13 protein-coding genes are annotated in these 16,313 nt (G+C 63.0%); 8 read left to right on the top strand and 5 right to left on the bottom strand.

Annotated features, from left to right (window positions below; all coding sequences use genetic code 11):
* Positions 1-34 precede the first annotated feature (34 nt).
* Positions 35-1,243 carry an IS110 family RNA-guided transposase gene (locus ACZ5G6_RS13525; protein ID WP_498685934.1) on the top strand — a complete coding sequence of 403 codons (1,209 nt, stop codon included), beginning with the start codon at positions 35-37 and terminating at the stop codon, positions 1,241-1,243.
* 20 nt (positions 1,244-1,263) lie between these two features.
* Here the strand turns inward: ACZ5G6_RS13525 and ACZ5G6_RS13520 are convergent, their stop codons facing one another.
* Positions 1,264-1,689, bottom strand: a complete 426-nt coding sequence (locus ACZ5G6_RS13520) for a (R)-mandelonitrile lyase (RefSeq protein WP_498685933.1) — start codon at positions 1,687-1,689, stop codon at positions 1,264-1,266.
* Between the two features lie 22 nt (positions 1,690-1,711).
* A complete protein-coding gene (locus ACZ5G6_RS13515; RefSeq protein ID WP_498685932.1) occupies positions 1,712-2,617 on the bottom strand; it encodes a helix-turn-helix transcriptional regulator in 906 nt (301 codons plus the stop codon).
* A gap of 130 nt (positions 2,618-2,747) precedes the next feature.
* Here ACZ5G6_RS13515 and ACZ5G6_RS13510 point away from each other — a divergent pair, with 130 nt between their 5' ends.
* Positions 2,748-3,791 (top strand): NAD(P)-dependent alcohol dehydrogenase, encoded by a 1,044-nt coding sequence (locus ACZ5G6_RS13510; RefSeq protein ID WP_223932925.1) that lies wholly within the window; start codon positions 2,748-2,750, stop codon positions 3,789-3,791.
* A 103-nt stretch (positions 3,792-3,894) separates the two neighbouring features.
* A complete protein-coding gene (gene hrpB, locus ACZ5G6_RS13505) occupies positions 3,895-6,522 on the top strand; it encodes an ATP-dependent helicase HrpB (RefSeq protein ID WP_498691855.1) in 2,628 nt (875 codons plus the stop codon).
* Positions 6,523-6,540: 18 nt separating this feature from the next.
* Here hrpB and ACZ5G6_RS13500 read toward each other — a convergent pair whose 3' ends face one another.
* Positions 6,541-8,184, bottom strand: a complete 1,644-nt coding sequence (locus tag ACZ5G6_RS13500) for an amidohydrolase (RefSeq protein WP_498685931.1) — start codon at positions 8,182-8,184, stop codon at positions 6,541-6,543.
* Positions 8,174-9,631, bottom strand: a complete 1,458-nt coding sequence (locus ACZ5G6_RS13495; protein ID WP_498685930.1) for an APC family permease — start codon at positions 9,629-9,631, stop codon at positions 8,174-8,176. Before ACZ5G6_RS13495 ends, ACZ5G6_RS13500 begins: the two co-directional genes overlap by 11 nt.
* Positions 9,632-9,787: 156 nt before the next feature.
* Between ACZ5G6_RS13495 and ACZ5G6_RS13490 the strand changes: the two genes are divergently transcribed.
* The 3 genes from ACZ5G6_RS13490 (at position 9,788) to ACZ5G6_RS13480 (ending at position 13,348) form a co-directional block, all read left to right on the top strand.
* Complete coding sequence (locus ACZ5G6_RS13490; RefSeq protein WP_223932922.1) at positions 9,788-10,405, top strand: TetR/AcrR family transcriptional regulator C-terminal domain-containing protein; 618 nt, start codon at positions 9,788-9,790, stop codon at positions 10,403-10,405.
* A complete protein-coding gene (locus ACZ5G6_RS13485) occupies positions 10,402-11,136 on the top strand; it encodes a M50 family metallopeptidase (protein WP_498685929.1) in 735 nt (244 codons plus the stop codon). Before ACZ5G6_RS13490 ends, ACZ5G6_RS13485 begins: the two co-directional genes overlap by 4 nt.
* A gap of 127 nt (positions 11,137-11,263) precedes the next feature.
* On the top strand, positions 11,264-13,348 hold the full coding sequence (locus tag ACZ5G6_RS13480; RefSeq protein WP_498685928.1) for an elongation factor G-like protein EF-G2: 2,085 nt from the start codon (positions 11,264-11,266) through the stop codon (positions 13,346-13,348).
* Between the two features lie 4 nt (positions 13,349-13,352).
* Here ACZ5G6_RS13480 and ACZ5G6_RS13475 read toward each other — a convergent pair whose 3' ends face one another.
* Positions 13,353-14,018 (bottom strand): alpha/beta hydrolase family protein, encoded by a 666-nt coding sequence (locus ACZ5G6_RS13475; RefSeq protein WP_498685927.1) that lies wholly within the window; start codon positions 14,016-14,018, stop codon positions 13,353-13,355.
* Positions 14,019-14,130: 112 nt separating this feature from the next.
* On the opposite strand from ACZ5G6_RS13475, the gene ligD reads away from it, so the two are divergent.
* Positions 14,131-15,156, top strand: a complete 1,026-nt coding sequence (gene ligD / locus ACZ5G6_RS13470) for a non-homologous end-joining DNA ligase (protein WP_223932918.1) — start codon at positions 14,131-14,133, stop codon at positions 15,154-15,156.
* Positions 15,157-15,170: 14 nt separating this feature from the next.
* The gene (locus tag ACZ5G6_RS13465) at positions 15,171-16,298 is read left to right on the top strand and encodes a serine hydrolase domain-containing protein (RefSeq protein WP_498685926.1); all 1,128 of its coding nucleotides are present in this window, start codon (positions 15,171-15,173) and stop codon (positions 16,296-16,298) included.
* Positions 16,299-16,313 lie beyond the last annotated feature (15 nt).

Raw genomic sequence — 16,313 nt, 5'->3', positions numbered from 1 at the left:
ATTGCACGCAACAGAAGGTCAGGGCAGTTTCATCATGGCAAAACAACATCCGAAAGTCATCGCTGGGATCGACACGCATGCCGATACCCACCACGTCGCCGTCATCAGTGAAACAGGGCGGCATCTAGGGGACAAGGAGTTCCTTGCCGTCGGTTCCGGCTACCGGCAGATCGTGGAGTTCATCACCGGATTTGGCCCGGTCTCGTCCATCGGCGTGGAGGGCACAGGCAGTTACGGAGCGGAGCTCGCACGCGTCCTGAGTCGGGAGCACTTCTGGGTCCTGGAAGTGATGCGTCCAAACCGGCAAGAACGCCGGCTACGGGGCAAGTCTGATCCGTTGGATGCCTATCAGGCTGCGGAAGCTGCACTTGCCGGCAGCAGGGTTGCGACGCCAAAAGCCAGGGACGGGGCTGTGGAATCACTACGTGTTCTGCGCGCTGAACGAAACTCTGCCATGCGGGCAAGGGTCGCGGTCATGGCTCAGATCAAGAGCATCCTGGTCTCTGCTCCTGAGCCCATCCGGGCGAAGTACCGCGGCTTAAGCCGCGTTGCAATGATGAGCGCACTGGAGAAAAGCCGACCGATCGGTGACCCTGCCGAGCCTCCAAACGCCACCGCCATCGTTCTCAAGCGCTTGGCTGTCCGCTACCGGCACCTGAACACGGAAGTGGCCCTGATCGATACTGAACTCGACGCAATCCTCACCATGCACGCCCCTACGCTCAGGGACATTCAGGGTGTTGGCACTGACGTTGCAAGTCAGTTGCTGGTAACCGTAGGCGACAACTCCGAAAGGGTCACCTCGGAGGCAAGGTTCGCAGCCCTGGTCGGCGTTGCCCCCATCCCGGCCGCCTCAGGGAAAACCACCCGGCATCGACTTAGCCGTGGCGGAGACCGGCAAGCCAATAAAGCCATCCATCGCGTAGTGCTCGTACGGATGATGAGTGATAGCCGGACCAAAACCTACGTGGCCAGGCGCCGACAAGAAGGCAAAACCACCAAGGAAATCATGCGCTGCCTCAAACGCTACGTTGCACGTGAAATCTATGACCAGATCATGCACCCCCACCCAGCACCCTTCGCCGGGCAGCTCCGGGCCCTGCGGAAAGCCAAGAACATCACCCTCCAGGCCGCCGCTGATGACCTCCGTGTCTGGCCTACCGCACTATCCCGTCTCGAACGCGGACTCACCCGCGACGACAACTTCCACAAACGCTACGAAAGCTGGCTCAACGACCATTGACAGCAATAGGAGCATCATTTTTAGGATCGAGAGCCACCACCCTCAACCGGATAGCCATATTCCTCATCGGTCACCAGCTCACCCCACGTTGTCTCGGAACCGTCCAGCGTGCCAGTGGTTTCCCACATGGCGAGGTGACTCATGAAGTGCTCCGGAGCCGCACCATGCCAGTGCCATTCGCCCGGCGGGGTGTAGATGGTGTCGCCCTGACGCACCACCTTTACCTCGCCTCCATGCGCTTGTACCAAGCCCACACCATCGGTCACATGGAGCGTCTGGCCAGCGGCATGCGTGTGCCAGGCTGTGCGGGCGCAAGGAGCAAAGCGAACGGTGTTCACGCGCATCCGCGAAGGCTCGTCTCCCTTGGCGATCACGTCGAAGTAGACGTCGCCCGTGAAGAGCTCCGCCGGTCCCTTGGTGCTGGTGGTCTTAGGGGTGATATTCATGGTTCCTTTTTTCGTTGCGGAATCAGTTGCGGTTTGTCTTCGGGAGAACTTCGCCGAATCCGGACTCCTGAGACGCCGGATGCGTGGTGGCTGCCCAACTCGCGAGCAGCCGCAAGGCATCCTCCGTTCCAGTGCCGGGCTCGGCGTTGTAGATGGTCATCGTCAGGCCGTCATCGGCGGACAACTCAAACGCCTCGTAGAGCACGTGCAGGTCCCCGACGATCGGATGCCGGAAGTGCTTCTTCCCGGTGTAGTGCTGCCGGACGTTGTGGGATGCCCAACGCACGCGGAATTCCTCGCTGCGGGTGGACAGCTCACCCACAAGGTCACTGAGTCCGCGGTCATAGGGGTTTCGCCCGGCCTCGGTCCGCATGATGGCGACAGTGTCGTTGGCAGCCCGTTCCCAATCTGCGTAGAAGTCATGGCTGCGGGAATCGAGGAAAAGGAAACGGGCAAGGTTGGGTGGCCCGGAAGGGGCGTCGTAACTGTCTGCGTACAGCGCCCTGCCCAAGGCGTTGGTAGCCAGGATGTCGAGTCGGCCGTTCCGGACGAAAGCGGGGGAATGCGTGATTGCGTCCAAAGTGAGTTGGACACTTTGCCGGATGGACTGCTTCCGTACCGGACGCCGTCGCGAGCGGCCACCATCATTTGCGGCACGGGCGAGGTCGAATAGGTGTGCACGTTCGGCGTCGTCCAGTTGCAAGGCGCTGGCCAGGGACTCAAGGACGCTATCGGAAACGCCTGAAAGGTTCCCTCGCTCCAAACGGGTGTAGTACTCCACACTGACGCCTGCAAGCATGGCAACTTCGCCGCGGCGTAGTCCAAGGACTCGCCGGTTGCCGCCATAGGCGGCCAACCCTGCTTGCTCGGGGGTGATCTTCGCTCTTCGCGTCGAGAGGAAATCGCGCGTCTCGGTACGGTTATCCATGTTTCCAACGGTAGGGGTTTTGGCCTGCCAAGGGAGTCCCTGTCAGTACCCCTAACAGCAGTAACTCCTTGCGGTTTGGAAAAGGGGGTTAGATGGAAGCATCCGAAAATCTTCACCACGCAGGAGAAACATGCCTACCGCTAACGCGTATGCTTCACCCTCGGCCACGGGCGACCTCACCCTGACCACCATTGAACGCCGTGAGGTTGGTCCCCACGACGTCCACATCGACATCAAGTTCGCTGGCATCTGCCACTCGGACATCCACACCGTCCGGGGCGATTGGGGTCCCCAGCAGTACCCGCTGGTCCCCGGCCATGAAATTGCCGGCATCGTTACCGAAGTTGGTCCGAACGTCACCAAGCACAAAGTGGGCGACCGCGTAGGCGTTGGCTGCATGGTCAACTCCTGCAAGGAATGCAGGAACTGCTTGGCGGGCGAGGAACAGTACTGCCTCAACGGCAACGTGGGCACCTACGGCGCAGTTGACCGCGATGGCACCATCACCCAGGGCGGCTACTCGAGCAGCGTCGTGGTGAACGAGGACTTCGTAGTCACTATCCCTGAGGCGCTGGATCTTGATGTCGCCGCTCCGCTGCTGTGCGCAGGCATCACGACCTTCTCCCCGCTGCATCACTGGGAGGCCGGTCCTGGCAAGAAGGTCGCGATCGTGGGCTTGGGCGGCTTGGGCCACATGGGCGTCAAGATTGCCCACGCCATGGGTGCCGAGGTAACTGTCCTCTCGCAGTCCCTGAAGAAGATGGAAGACGGCCTGGAGCTGGGCGCAGACCACTACTACGCAACCAGTGATCCTGCCACGTTCGAGCAGCTGGCAGGTACGTTTGACCTCATCATCAACACCGTCAGCGCGTCCATCGACATCAGCGCCTACCTGCAACTGCTGAGCCTCGACGGCACGCTGGTGAACGTTGGTGCGCCGGCCGAGCCGCTGCCCGTGAATGCTTTCGCCCTCATCGGTGGGCGCCGCAGGTTCGCCGGCTCCATGATTGGCGGAATCCGCGAAACCCAGGAGATGCTGGACTTCTGCGCTGAGCACGGCCTCGGCGCCGAGATCGAAGTCATACCGGCCAGCAAGATCAACGAAGCCTACGAGCGCGTCCTCGCCTCTGACGTTCGGTACCGTTTCGTCATTGATGCGTCCACCATCGGCTAGAACCCACAGCACCACCGAAAAGGCCACGCTCCCGTCAAGGGGCGTGGCCTTTCACCTTCCACACAGCAGGGACAATGGTCTGGTGACTTTCAGACTGGACAGCATGGGGACGGGACTGGTCTTTGCTGATTCCCTCACGGCACTGGCAGCGGCCCTGACAGACCAGGGCGACGGCGGCACGGCAGTCGTGCAGGCACCGCCCGGTACCGGCAAGACCACGCTTGTTCCTCCGCTGCTGGCCAACCTTGTTGCGGAGAGGCACCCGGACCGGCCACGCGTCGTCGTCACTCAACCGCGGCGTGTCGCCGCCCGTTCTGCGGCGCGCCGCCTCGCGTCGCTGGACGGCACCCGTCTCGGGGACAGGGTTGGATATACCGTTCGTGGCGAGAGCAAAACGGGTTCGGAAACTGTGGTGGAGTTCGTGACGCCCGGCATCCTGCTGCGGCGCCTCCTGGCTGATCCCGGACTTGAGGGCATACAAGCCGTGATCCTGGATGAGGTCCACGAGCGCGGCCTCGAAACCGATCTTCTCGTGGGCATGCTCGCCGAAGTCCGCGAACTCCGTGGCGACCTGATGCTGGTCGCCATGTCGGCAACTCTTGATGCCAGGCGTTTCGCCGCCCTGCTGGGAAGGAACGGACAAATGGAGGACGGCGACGGCGGCCCTGCTCCAGTGGTCGATTGTCCATCCGTGCTGCACCCCTTGGAAGTTGACTGGGCTCCTGCCGCGGGTCAGCGCCTGGATGATCGCGGCGTCACGTTCAGCTTCCTGAACCACGTTGCCGAAACAGCAGCGGCGGCGCACGAAGAAGCCCTCGCACATAACGGGGACATTGACGCCTTGGTCTTCCTCCCGGGCGTTCGCGAGGTGTCCGACGTCGCCAGCCGGCTCCGCGGGCGGGTCCGGGCTGGTGTTGAGGTGCTTGAGCTGCACGGCCAGATCGGCCCGGGAGCGCAGGACCGGGCGGTATCCGGCCGGGAACCTGGCGGACCGCCCCGAATCATCGTTTCAACACCGCTTGCAGAGTCTTCACTCACGGTGCCAGGCGTCCGGCTGGTAATAGATTCCGGCCTCGCACGTGAACCACGCCGCGACGCCGGCAGGGGCATGTCCGGATTGGTGACAGTCTCCTGCTCACAGGCCTCGGCCGATCAGCGGGCCGGCCGCGCTGCCCGCCAAGGTCCCGGAAGGGTGGTTCGTTGCTACGGCCAGCAGGCATTCGCAGCGGCGCCGGCACATCAAACCCCTGAGATTTCGGTGGCCGACCTCACCAGCGCCGCCTTGGTCCTCGCTTGTTGGGGCGCCCCGGGAGGCCGGGGGCTTGCCTTGCCGGATGCGCCGCCCCGCGCAGCCATGGACGAGGCCATCGAGGTCCTTCGGGAGCTCGGTGCGGTGACTGCGGAGGGAACTGTCACGGACTTGGGCAGGACTTTGGCCAGGGTACCGGCAGACCCTCGGCTCGCCCGGGCGCTGCTGGACGGTTCGGCGATGGTGGGCCGCCGCCGTGCGGCTGAAACGGTCGCAGTTGTGGCCGGTGACCAACGCGCGCCGGGCGCCGACCTCACAAAGCTGTTGGCCTCATTTCATTCGGGATCGGAGCCGGCAGCCCGACAATTTGCTGAGGACGTTAAACGGATGGAATCGATCGCGCGTCAGGAGAGCTCCGACGTCGTGGAAGGCGCGCTGGACGTTACAGCGGGGGAGGCGCCTGGGTTCGTGGTCGCGTTGGCCTTCCCGGACCGTATTGCCAGGCGGGTTCCTGGCCAAGGGTCACCAACGTATCTGCTGACATCGGGCACCCGGGCTGGTTTGCCGGCAGGTAGTTCCCTGGCCGGGCATGACTGGTTGGCCGTGGCCGAGGTTTCCCGTGCCCAAGGCCGGGATGCCGCGGGCACGGGCGCCGTGATCCGATCGGCGGCGCCCCTGTCCGCCGGGCTGGCGGCGGCCGCGGCGCCGGAACTTTTGGTCGAGGAGGTGACGGCACGTTTCGCCCAGGGGCGGGTGACCGCGAGGCTTGAACGGCGGCTGGGAGCCCTAGTGCTGTCCTCCACGCCCGTTCGCCCCAACGCGGTGCAGGGCCGGCATGCCGTTGCGGTTGCACTGGAGAAAGCAGGACTCTCGATGATCGGGTGGTCCGCTGCCGCAGATACCCTGCGCCGACGGCTCGCTTTGTTGTACCGGGTACTCGGCGATCCGTGGCCTGATGTCAGCGAATCCGCGCTGTTATCCAGGTTGGATGACTGGCTTGCCCCCGAACTCGAATCCATGGCCACCGGCACGCCCACCAACACCATTGACCTCAGCGATCCACTTCGGCGCCTGCTCCCATGGCCCGATGCTTCAAACTTGGACAGCCTTGTTCCTGAGCGCCTTGAAGTGCCAAGCGGCTCGCGTGTACGGATCGAGTATCCAGAGGTCTCGGAGGCCTCCGAGCACCCTGACCGGCAGAACGAGCAGCACGACGGCGGGAGCCCGGTTGTGGCGGTCAAGCTGCAGGAATGCTTCGGTTGGGACCGTACGCCCCGCCTTGTTGGCGGACGGGTGCCAGTACTTTTCCACCTTTTGTCTCCCGCAGGCAGGCCGTTGGCCGTGACAGGCGATCTCGCATCGTTTTGGTCCGGACCCTACTCCCAGGTTCGGGCAGAGATGCGTGGGCGCTACCCCAGGCATCCCTGGCCCGAAGACCCGTGGACGGCGGTTGCTACTGGCAAAACCAAGAGGCGGATGTAACCCTCCGGATCAGTGGAGCTAGGGGAGCCTTTCCAGCATGAACTGGATCTCGCCCTCCACGAACGTTCCCAGCACGCTGCTGGCGGCTAACTCATCAGCGGCCGTGGTGAGCGGATCGAGTTCGAACACGGTGAAGTCGGCGCGTTTGCCCACCTCGATGGACCCCGAAACGTCCCATATTCCTGCAGCGCGTGCCGCGTGCGAGGTGTAGCCCTCAAGGGCCTGGAGTGCCGTGAGTGCCTGGGCAGGTGCGATGGGCTCCTGCTCCGGATGTCCGGAACGGCGCCGCAACTGGGCGTCTGCAATGATCGGCAAGGGCTCGTAGGGAGCGATCGGCCAGTCGGAGCCGATGCCCAAGGTAACCCCAGCATCGCGAAGGTCCCTGCAGCGCCAGGCGCGGTCGGCACGGACCTGGCCAAGCCGGGTGGACCAGTTGTCGCTGTGGTCGGCCACGGAATAATGCGTGCAGTGTGTCGGCTGCATGCTCGCCACCACGCCGGCGTCCTTGAAGCGTTGCACAAGCTCATCCGGCACGGTTTCGATGTGTTCGATCCGGTGGACGGATTGGCGGAGGACGTCCGCGGGCACAACGCCGCGGAGAGACTCCAAGGCGTCCAGGACATGTTCCACTCCGGCATCGCCGATGGCGTGGGTGGCCGTCGGGATGCCACGGGAGGCAAAATAGCGAACCGCAGCTGTGTATTCTTCCGGCCGCGGCCAGAAGGGCGCAGTAGATTGGCCGTAGAGATCCGGCTCGTAAAGCCACGCGGTCCCGTTGTCCACGGTTCCATCGACGAACAGCTTGATGGCCTCGATGGACCAGCGGCGCCCGCCCTTGCCTACGCTACGGGCAAGTTCCTTCCATTCAGCCTCGCCGGTGCCTGGCATGCACCACGGGGCGGTCCGCAGCCGCAGGGGCAGCTCGCCCTCGGCTTCCAAAGCCTGAAAAAGTGCTGTCGACTCTTCGTCATGGTCCATGACGTGTCCGCCGGTCAGGCCTGACCGTGCGAAGTCCCGCAGCAAGTTGCCGAGTCGGGTCTTCCGTTCGTCAAACGACTCCTTCGGGATATGCCGTTGCACGAGGTCAATGGCCGCCGCTTCCAGGAGCATGCCGGTAGGGACGCCGTCCGCGTCGCAGACCACCTCAGCGGTCTGGTCGAACTCAAAGCGGCCATGGATCCCGGCCACTTCCAGGGCCCGACTGTTGGCCAAAGCCGAATGGCCGTCGAACAACCGGATCATGGCTGGCCGGTCTCCGGAGACTTCGTCGATCACACTCCGGTGCAGGGGTGCCGAGCCAAACGCGTTCGGGTTCAGGCCCCATGCACGCAACCAGCCGCCGTCGTTCGCTGATTCTGCCTGCAGCAGCGAGCGTACTTCAGCCAACGTCGAGGCACCGGACAGATCACAGCCGATGGTCAGGTCCAGGCCAAACACCGGGTGGATGTGGCAATCCACCAGGCCCGGTGTGAGCGTTGCGCTATCAAGATCCACAACCCGGGTGACGGCCTTCCGCCACTCCTGGGCGTCCTCCCGTGTTCCGACGGCGGTAATCACCCCGTCGCTGACGGCAACGGCCTGGATGGACTGGCGGGAATCGCTGACCGGGTGGTCGTCGAGCGTGTGGATGGTGTCGGCAAGGACGATGAGGTCAGGAGTCATGGGTTTCGAAGCTTCCAATCCGGGCAAAGACGTCAGGGCGGGCATTGCGCAGGCTGCGGGCTATCAGCAGGCCTGCCATGAAAACAAGGGGGGTCACCAGCAGGAGGATGGTGTTGGTGAGGGCATCGGCGAACGTCAGGAGCTCGATGTTGATGGCGATCAATGCGGCTACGCCGAAGAGCAGGATGGCTGAAGCAATGCTGAGGGGAATAAGTAGCCGGTTGGTCGCGGCCGCGGGATTGCGACGAAGGTAGATGAACGCTGCCACCGATACCAGTCCCTGCAAAGCGACAATGCCGAAGATGCCGGGCGTGTTGACCCAGATCAGCAGCTGCTTGTAAGGATCGGCGCCGGCAATTGCGCAAATGATGATGACGATTGCGGCGAGGGCTGTCTGGATCTGCCCGGCTCGGTGCGGGGACTTGTACTTCGGATGCGTCTTGCCGAGGAATGCAGGAACGACGCCATCTTTGGCGAGCATGTAGACATAGCGGTTGATGGCATTGTGGAAAGCAAGTTGGGAGGCATAGACACTGGTCACGATCAGCACGTACATCACCACTTCTGCCCATGGACCCACGTAGTGGTTGATCGTGGCGAAGAACATGCCGTCGGCCAACTCACCCGCAGCCGCCATCACGTCGCCGTCGCCATAGGCCTGGATGACTGTCCACACGATGAAGGCGTAGAACACGGACATGAAGCCGACAGCAATGTAGGTTGCCCGCGGGACTGACTTGTCCGGATTGCGGGCCTCACGCCGGTACAGCACCGTGGATTCGAAGCCCATGAAGGCGGCGAAGCAGATGGCCAGGATGGCCAGGACGCCAGGGGTGAACGCATGCTCGGGGGAGAAGGAGGCAAGGCTGATGCCTTGTGCGCCGCCGTTCGCCAGAATGCCGGCGCCCATGATGGCAAGAATTGCTGTTTCGGCGATGAGCAGGACGCCCAGGACCTTTGCGCCAACGTCGATGCCCCGATAGCCAAGGAACCAGACGGCCGCGACAGCCACCAACGCTACTGTCGGCCATGGAACGTCCAAGCCGAAGAGCGTCCGGAGCATCGCCTGGGTTTGGACCGCGAACAGCCCGTAAACGCCGATCTGCAGGCAGTTGTAGGAAACGATCGCGAGGATGGCGGAGGCCAATCCCACCGTTTTTCCCATGGCAAGTGTGATGTAGGTGTAGAAGCCGCCGGCTGCTTTGACGTGCTTGGTCATGGCCATGAATGCCACAGCAAAGATCAACAACACAGCGCCGGCGATGACGTAGCCCATGGGAGCGCCAATGCCCCCGATACCAATGGCCACAGGTGCGACGCCGGCCATCACGGTCAAGGGTGCTGCTGCGGAGATTACCAGGAAGGCGATGCCGCCTGTGCCAATGGCATTCCGCTTGAGCCCGTTTCCAGCATCCGCTGCTGGAGGGCGGGTTTCGATTTCAGACATGGTGTCCTCGGGGGTCTAATGCGGGGAAGTTTCGAAGGGGGAGCCAATCCATAAGCGAAAGGCTTTCGTTTATCGTAGAGCCTTGTGATTCGGCGCACAATACCGTCGAGCAAAGTTCTGGCTAGAGTCGTAACAACACTTTGATTGGAGACCCAAATGCCACGCCCGCTGGTTCCGCTGATATCCATCGACGCACTCGTCACTGCCGCCCTGGAGCTGGTAGACGAAGCCGGCGACTTCAGCCTGCCCAAACTGGCCAAGAGGATCGGCGTCAGCCAATCATCCATTTACAACCACGTCAGCGGACGGGAAGAAATACTGGAGCTCATGCGCGGGCGGATCATCGCCGAGAGCCCCTACACCCTCCATGAAGGGCAGGACTGGGAGGACGCCCTGAGGGTCATCGTCCGCAGCTACCGCGATGCCTTCGCCCGGCACCCCCGCCTGGCGCCCCTGCTCGTCCTGCAAACGGTTCAGGACGACCAAGTGCTGGCCCTGTACGAGAACCTGGCGGTCGCCTTGGAAAACGCTGGTTTCCGTGGACAGGATGTGGTCTCGGCGATTTCCACCATTGATAGTTTCGCGTTGGGATTTGCCCTGGACCTGGCCGCTCCCGACGTCGTGTGGGCGCCTCCAGTTCACGGCTACCCGACGCTTACGCAGGCGCTCACGCATGCAGGTCCGCCGGATCAACGCGGTGAAGCAGCCTTCGATTTCGGTTTGGAGATCCTGGTTGCGGGACTCCGTTCCCGCCTCCAATCGCCGGTGTTGTGAACCTCCTGCAGAACTGGTGGGCGGCTGTAGTCCGTGGCTTCACCGAGGTCCATACCACCGCCGTGCCCCTGCCCGCACTGCTGGCCATTCTCGCCGGCGCCACTGTTTTGAGCATCCCCCGCGCCACCTGGCGATGGTTCGGCCTGTACGTGACATTCGTCCATGAGCTTGGCCACGCCTATGCCGCCCTCATGACGGGGCGCTTCGTCCACAGCCTTCGCATAGGAATGGACCATTCGGGCCGCCTCGTCAGCAGCGGCCGGAGTCCTTTCGGTGCGGCCTGGTCCGGCTTTTGGGGTTATCCAGCACCGGCAGTCGTTGGACTTGCCCTGATTGCGGCGTTCGCCGCAGGCCGATCAGGAGCCGCGATGTCCGTCGGTGCCCTCATCCTGCTGGTCTCCCTGGTTTTCCTGCGTAACCTCACCGGGATCCTCGTCGCCGTAGTCAGCGCAGCGATCGCCCAGTTGCTGGTCCTGTTCGGATCGCCCGCAGTGGTCAACTACGCCGTGCTTGCCCTGGGGTTGGCCCTTTCAGTGGGTGCTGTGCGGGATCTGTTCAAGCTGGCCGGTGTCCACACGCGTCGCCGGGACCGGCTCGCGGCCTCGGACGCCTATATCCTGGGACGCACCACCGGCATCCCATCCTTCCTGTGGTTGACTGGGTTCTGCGTGGTCATCACCGCAAGCGCCCTCACCTCAGCATGGCTGTTGTGGGGGATGGTCCAGTCCTAGCGCCTGTCCGCCATTTCCGAAGCTGGGTCTTGCCCTCCGGTCGCCTCAGGGTGTCCAATCCTCTTACACGTTCGAACCTTTCGACGCGTTCGAACTTCGAGCTTGGATACGACACCAGGAGGTGCTCATGTCCGCGAAGGGCACACGGGAGACGGCCAAGGCGGCCGGGCCCGGCACACCCGAGACCCGGCGAAGCGAGAACGGTACGGCCCTGGCGGCAACCGATCCTGCCAAGATACGCAACGTGGCACTCGTGGGACATTCAGGTGCAGGGAAGTCAATGCTGGTGGAGGCGCTGCTGGCGGCGACCGGGGCGATTACGAGGATGGGCTCGATCACCGAAGGAACCACAGTCAGCGATTCGGACCCGTCGGCCATCCATCAGCAGCGATCCGTCACCCTATCAGTGGCCCCGATCCTGGTGGGTGAGGTCAAAGTGAACCTGATCGACACGCCCGGGTACACGGATTTCACGGGCGAATTACGGGCAGGATTGAGGGCCGCTGACGCGGCCCTCTTTGTCGTCTCCGCCGTGGACGGCATCGACGGCGCCACCATTGCCTTATGGGGTGAATGCGAGAAGATCCGCATGCCGCGCGCTGTCGTGGTCAGCCGCCTGGACCACCCACGCGCGGACTTCAACGCCGCCGTCGTGCGTTGCCAGGAAGCTTTCGGTGAGTCCGTCCTCCCGCTTTACCTCCCCTCCGGGGGCGAGCTGGCAGGGGTGCTCCACGGGAGCAGCGATGATCCCGCAGTGGAGGAAGCCCGTGGGCCCTTGATTGAAGGGATTATTGCCGAAAGCGAAGACGAAACGCTCATGGACCGCTACCTGGGCGGCGAGGAGTTGCCACTGGAGGATCTCATCAACGACCTGGAGACCGCAGTGGCAAGGGGCTCGTTCTTCCCCGTGATGGCTACGTCGGCGGAAACGGGATTGGGGCTTCCCGAGCTCATGGCGCTGATGATTGATGCTTTGCCTTCGCCTTTGGAACGCACCGCTCCGCCCGTGATGAAACTCGATGGCTCGTCCCTCAAGCCGCTGGACTGCGATCCTGCAGGACGTCTCGCCGCCGAGGTGGTACGAACCACGGTGGACCCCTTCCTGGGACGCGTTTGCCTGGTCCGTGTCTTTTCCGGGAGCCTTCGTGAAGATTCCGCCATCCACATCGGGGGTAGGGGATTGGCGGACAGAGGCCATGAGGACCACGACAGCGATGAACGGGTAACGCATTTGTATTCGCCCGTCGGATCGGGCTTGAAGGCGGTTTCGCAGTGCATCGCCGGTGACATATGCGCCATCAGCAAGCTGGCAAATGCGGAAACCGGGGACACTGTCTCGGACAAGGAAGCTCCACTGCTGATCGAAACCTGGAACATGCCTGAGCCGCTGATGCCCATAGCGATCGAAGGTCTCTCCCGTAGCGATGAGGACGCGCTGGCCAAGAGCATCGGGAAGGTAGTCGCCGCAGATCCGACGCTTCGGGTGGAACGCAACCAGGACACCCACCAGTTGATTCTTTGGTGCATGGGTGAGGCGCATGCCGAGGTGATACTGGACCGGCTCCGGGGCCAGGGCGTCAAGCTTCAAACAGTGGAGGTCATCACGCCGCTGCGGGAAACCTTCGCCAGCAAGGCCGCAGGGCATGGCCGGCACGTCAAGCAATCCGGCGGACATGGACAGTTCGCCATCTGCGACATCGAAGTTGAGCCCTTGGCGCGCGGAGAGGGGTTTGAATTCGCTGACAAAACAGTGGGCGGCGTTATTCCTGGCACCTTCGTCACCTCCGTGGAGAAAGGCGTGCGCTCCCAGATGCTCAAGGGTGTTTCGGCTGGGTTCCCCGTGGTGGATATCAAGGTCACCCTGGTGGGCGGAAAGACCCACAGCGTGGATTCCTCGGACGCGGCTTTCCAGGCAGCCGGTGCGTTGGCCCTTCGCGAAGCCGCATCAGCGGCCAAGATCCAGCTGCTGGAGCCCGTGTCAGCCGTGGTGGTCAGCGTCCCCGACGAACACGTGGGGGCGGTGATGAGTGATTTGTCGGGCCGAAGGGGACGGGTCACCGGCACTACGGCAGCCAACGGCGAAGGTACGGAGATCACCGCCGAAGTCCCTGATCAGGAACTTCTACGCTACGCCGTGGAACTTAGGGCCCTGACCGCAGGAACGGGCCGCTTCCGGCGGTCTTATCTGCGTCACGAACCGGTGCCGAAGTAGTCCCTCAACCGTTTTCCCTCAGGAAACCAGCGACTGCGGGCGCGAGTGAGGCGCCTATCTCAGCGGCACTGCGCTTAACGCCCTTGACCACGAACGAATGGTCAGCGTCTTCGCTCCACTGGAGTGTGGCCGTCGGGCCAATCCGGGCCACCACAGATTCCAGGAGTTCCGGCGTCGCGAAGGTATCGCGTGTGCCTTGGAGGAAGAGCATGGGCACGGTTACCCCGTAGAGGTGTTCATCGCGCAGCTTCTCCGGTTTGCCCGGTGCGTGCAGCGGATAGCCGAGATACACCAAGCCACGCGCGGGCATTCCCTCGGCCACGGCCATGGAGGCCATCCGACCACCGAAGGATTTGCCCCCTGCCCACAACGGTTCATCGCCGGCGATCTCCGCTGCCTTTTCCATAACCGCCCGCCACGTCGCAATGGCCGCCGGCGGACGGTCGGGGAAGCGTCGTCCTGCTTCCCGGTAGGGGAAATTGAAGCGCAGCGTACTGACGCCTTCCTCGGCCATCGCTTCGGCAAAACCCTGCAGGAAGGGGTGTTCCTTACCGGCGCCGGCGCCGTGGGCCACCACGAGGGTTGCGAACGGTTTGTCCGGCCGAACGTGGATTCCGGATACCTTGGTGTCTCCCACGGCAACAGTCAGGGCGGTTTCAGTGTTTGGCATGTATCCATCATGGAGCAGTTTGGCCGCGGGCTGTCAGTCAGTACGTCACGCCACCGGAAAAAAGGAACGCGGGATGCTGACGCGGGCGCCCGTCACGGGGTAGCTTGTGGCCATGGCGAGCGAATCAGCAACAGTTTCCGTGCCCGGCCCCGAAGGGCCCCGGGAAGTAAGGATTTCGAGTCCAAGCCGTGTGATGTGGCCTGAGGCCGGTCTGACGAAACTGGACCTGGCCAATTACCTGGTGGACGTTGGCGAAGCCTTTGTGGCGGCCAACGGCAACCGGCCTGTCAGTCTCCAGCGCTACTCGGGCAACATCGAAGGTGAGATGTTCTTCTCGAAGAACCCTCCCAAAGGAGCGCCGGACTACGTCCGCTCGGTCATGGTGACCTATCCAAGCGCCCGGACCCATCCGCAGTTGGTGATAGACGAACCGGCCACCGCCGTGTGGGCAGCTCAAATGAACACCGTGGTTTTCCATCCGTGGGCTTCCCGTGCCAATGATCCTGATAATCCCGACCAGCTGCGAATCGACCTTGATCCCCAGCCTGGAACCGACTTCGATGACGCCATCCCGGCCGCGCAGGAGCTCCGTGCGTTGCTTGACGAAGCCGGGCTGACGGCCTTCATCAAGACCTCAGGCAACCGCGGTTTGCACGTATATGCACCCATCCATCCCAAGCATGAATTCCTGGAAGTCCGCCACGCAGTGATCGCTGCGGGACGGGAGTTGGAGCGCCGGATGCCGGAGAAGGTCACCACGGCGTGGTGGAAGGAAGAACGCGGAACCAGGATCTTCGTGGACTTCAACCAAGCCAACCGCGACAGGACGATTGCTGGTGCGTACAGCCCCCGTGCCGTGCCCCAGGCACAAGTATCGTGCCCGTTGACCTGGGAAGAGCTGGAGAACGCCGATCCAGCAAAATACACCATCGCCACGGTTCCGGATCGACTGAAGAAAACAGGCGACCCCTGGGCCACCATGCATGACAAGCCCGGAGACATCGACGTCCTTCTGCAATGGTGGGAACGGGACGTCAAGAACGGCCAGGGCGAAATGCCGTTCCCGCCGGAATTTCCCAAGATGCCGGGCGAACCGATGCGGGTGCAGCCCAGCAGGGCCCGCAAGCAGGAGGAGTAACCGCAGGAGCAGGAGTGCATCCAGGTTCACGGAGGGGTATTTTTACCGCAGTGCTCGTGTGCGGCCTGATCCTTGCTGGCTGCACTGGTGAACCGCGGCCAAGCCCGCTGCCGCCGGCACCAGTGACAAGCTCGACGGCGGTACCTCCCACGGCGCCTGCCTCACCACCCTCCATAGCGGCATCACCCTCGCCACCAGCAACAGCGGCCTTCCGCGAGTTGCAGGCAACTTTGGAGCTCTTTAGCCGGGAGATGCTCCAGCACGGTGCACCGGCGGTGGTGATGGAGGCCAAAGCCGACACACAAGTGTGGACGCACGCTGCCGGCCTTAGGAGCCTTGAGGGTGGTGCTCCCGTGCAACCGGGTGATCCCATCCGCGTGGGAGGGCTGACCCGGAGCATGGTGGCGGTTTCGGTGCTGAAGCTTGTGGAAGAAGGCCGGCTGGTACTTGAAGATTCCATCGCCAAATACCTGCCGGGGATCGAGGCCCTCCTGCCGCCAGAGCCAGCATCGGTAACAGTCCGGCGCTTGCTGGGCCACACCACGGGGGTTCCCTTTGCCGGGGGACTTTCGGACTACGCAGTCCTCGGTTTCCTGGTGGAGCGGCTCCGGGGCGTTCCTCTCGCCGAGGTGCTGCGGGCGGACATCCTTGATCCCCTGGATTTGCACTCAACCATGGTGTTGGACGGGGACCCCCTTCCAGACACCTTGATCCATGGTTATGCCCTGGTGGGGAACCAAACTGTGGACGTCACGCGTTCCTCGCAGCAAGGTGGCCCGGTTTCCGAGGGCGTGATAGCCAGTGTGGCCGACATCAACGCCTTCTACGCCGCGTTGCTTGAGGGGCGGCTGCTGTTACCGGACAGCCTCGTGGAGATGAAGGGTTCGGTCTTCGCCGATTACGGACTAGGCCTGGACCACTGGAAGGACAGGTGCACCAACGGCTTCTATTACGGCCATTCAGGTGATGTACCCGGCTTTGGCACCATCTCAATCAGCAGTGCAGATGGAAACCGCCAGCTCACCATTTCCGTGGCCTACCCGCCGCTGCCCTTGACCACGCAACCCTCGCCCATCGCTTTGGAAATGACGGGACTTGCCCAGGTTGCTTTGAACGCGAGTTGCCGTTTCCACTTCCGATGAACCGGTAGCCCGACC

The organism is Arthrobacter sp. TmtSoilC51, assembly GCF_055388015.1.
The sequence above is the reverse complement of the archived record's forward strand: the minus strand, read 5'-3'. Positions and strand labels throughout refer to the sequence as shown.

Excerpts from the sequence above, each read along its gene's own strand:
- ACZ5G6_RS13525 (WP_498685934.1), top strand. The coding sequence starts at position 35 with ATGGCAAAACAACATCCGAAAGTCATCGCTGGGATCGACACGCATGCC.
- ACZ5G6_RS13520 (WP_498685933.1), bottom strand. The coding sequence starts at position 1,689 with ATGAATATCACCCCTAAGACCACCAGCACCAAGGGACCGGCGGAGCTC.
- ACZ5G6_RS13515 (WP_498685932.1), bottom strand. The coding sequence starts at position 2,617 with ATGGATAACCGTACCGAGACGCGCGATTTCCTCTCGACGCGAAGAGCG.
- ACZ5G6_RS13510 (WP_223932925.1), top strand. The coding sequence starts at position 2,748 with ATGCCTACCGCTAACGCGTATGCTTCACCCTCGGCCACGGGCGACCTC.
- hrpB (WP_498691855.1), top strand. The coding sequence starts at position 3,895 with ATGGGGACGGGACTGGTCTTTGCTGATTCCCTCACGGCACTGGCAGCG.
- ACZ5G6_RS13500 (WP_498685931.1), bottom strand. The coding sequence starts at position 8,184 with ATGACTCCTGACCTCATCGTCCTTGCCGACACCATCCACACGCTCGAC.
- ACZ5G6_RS13495 (WP_498685930.1), bottom strand. The coding sequence starts at position 9,631 with ATGTCTGAAATCGAAACCCGCCCTCCAGCAGCGGATGCTGGAAACGGG.
- ACZ5G6_RS13490 (WP_223932922.1), top strand. The coding sequence starts at position 9,788 with ATGCCACGCCCGCTGGTTCCGCTGATATCCATCGACGCACTCGTCACT.
- ACZ5G6_RS13480 (WP_498685928.1), top strand. The coding sequence starts at position 11,264 with ATGTCCGCGAAGGGCACACGGGAGACGGCCAAGGCGGCCGGGCCCGGC.
- ACZ5G6_RS13475 (WP_498685927.1), bottom strand. The coding sequence starts at position 14,018 with ATGCCAAACACTGAAACCGCCCTGACTGTTGCCGTGGGAGACACCAAG.
- ligD (WP_223932918.1), top strand. The coding sequence starts at position 14,131 with ATGGCGAGCGAATCAGCAACAGTTTCCGTGCCCGGCCCCGAAGGGCCC.